Raw genomic sequence first — 291 nt, forward strand, 5'->3', positions numbered from 1 at the left:
GCTGCGCGGCGTAGCTCGGGGCGACCATCGGGTAGTCGGCCGGCAGGCCGTAGCGGTCGCGGTAGGCCTTCGGGTCGAGCCCGTGGCTGGTGAGGTGGCGCTTGAGCGTCTTGTAGGTCTTGCCGTCGATGAAGCTGACGATGCCGTCATGCCGAACCCGAGGACGAGAGCCGAGGGTTCAGCGCGATGAAGCGAGAGCAGACGAATACGGTGGTGCCCTTTCCGGCGCATGTCGCGGCCGCCGTGGCCGACGAAGACACCGCATCGATCATTGCCGTACTCCAGGAACAG

1 pseudogene is annotated in these 291 nt (G+C 66.3%); it reads right to left on the reverse strand.

From position 1 onward, the window contains the following. Positions 1-166, reverse strand: a pseudogene (locus MKL01_RS19835) (MucR family transcriptional regulator); the annotation flags it as partial. Positions 167-291 lie beyond the last annotated feature (125 nt).

The organism is Methylobacterium sp. J-070 (assembly GCF_022829385.1).
Lineage (GTDB): Bacteria > Pseudomonadota > Alphaproteobacteria > Rhizobiales > Beijerinckiaceae > Methylobacterium.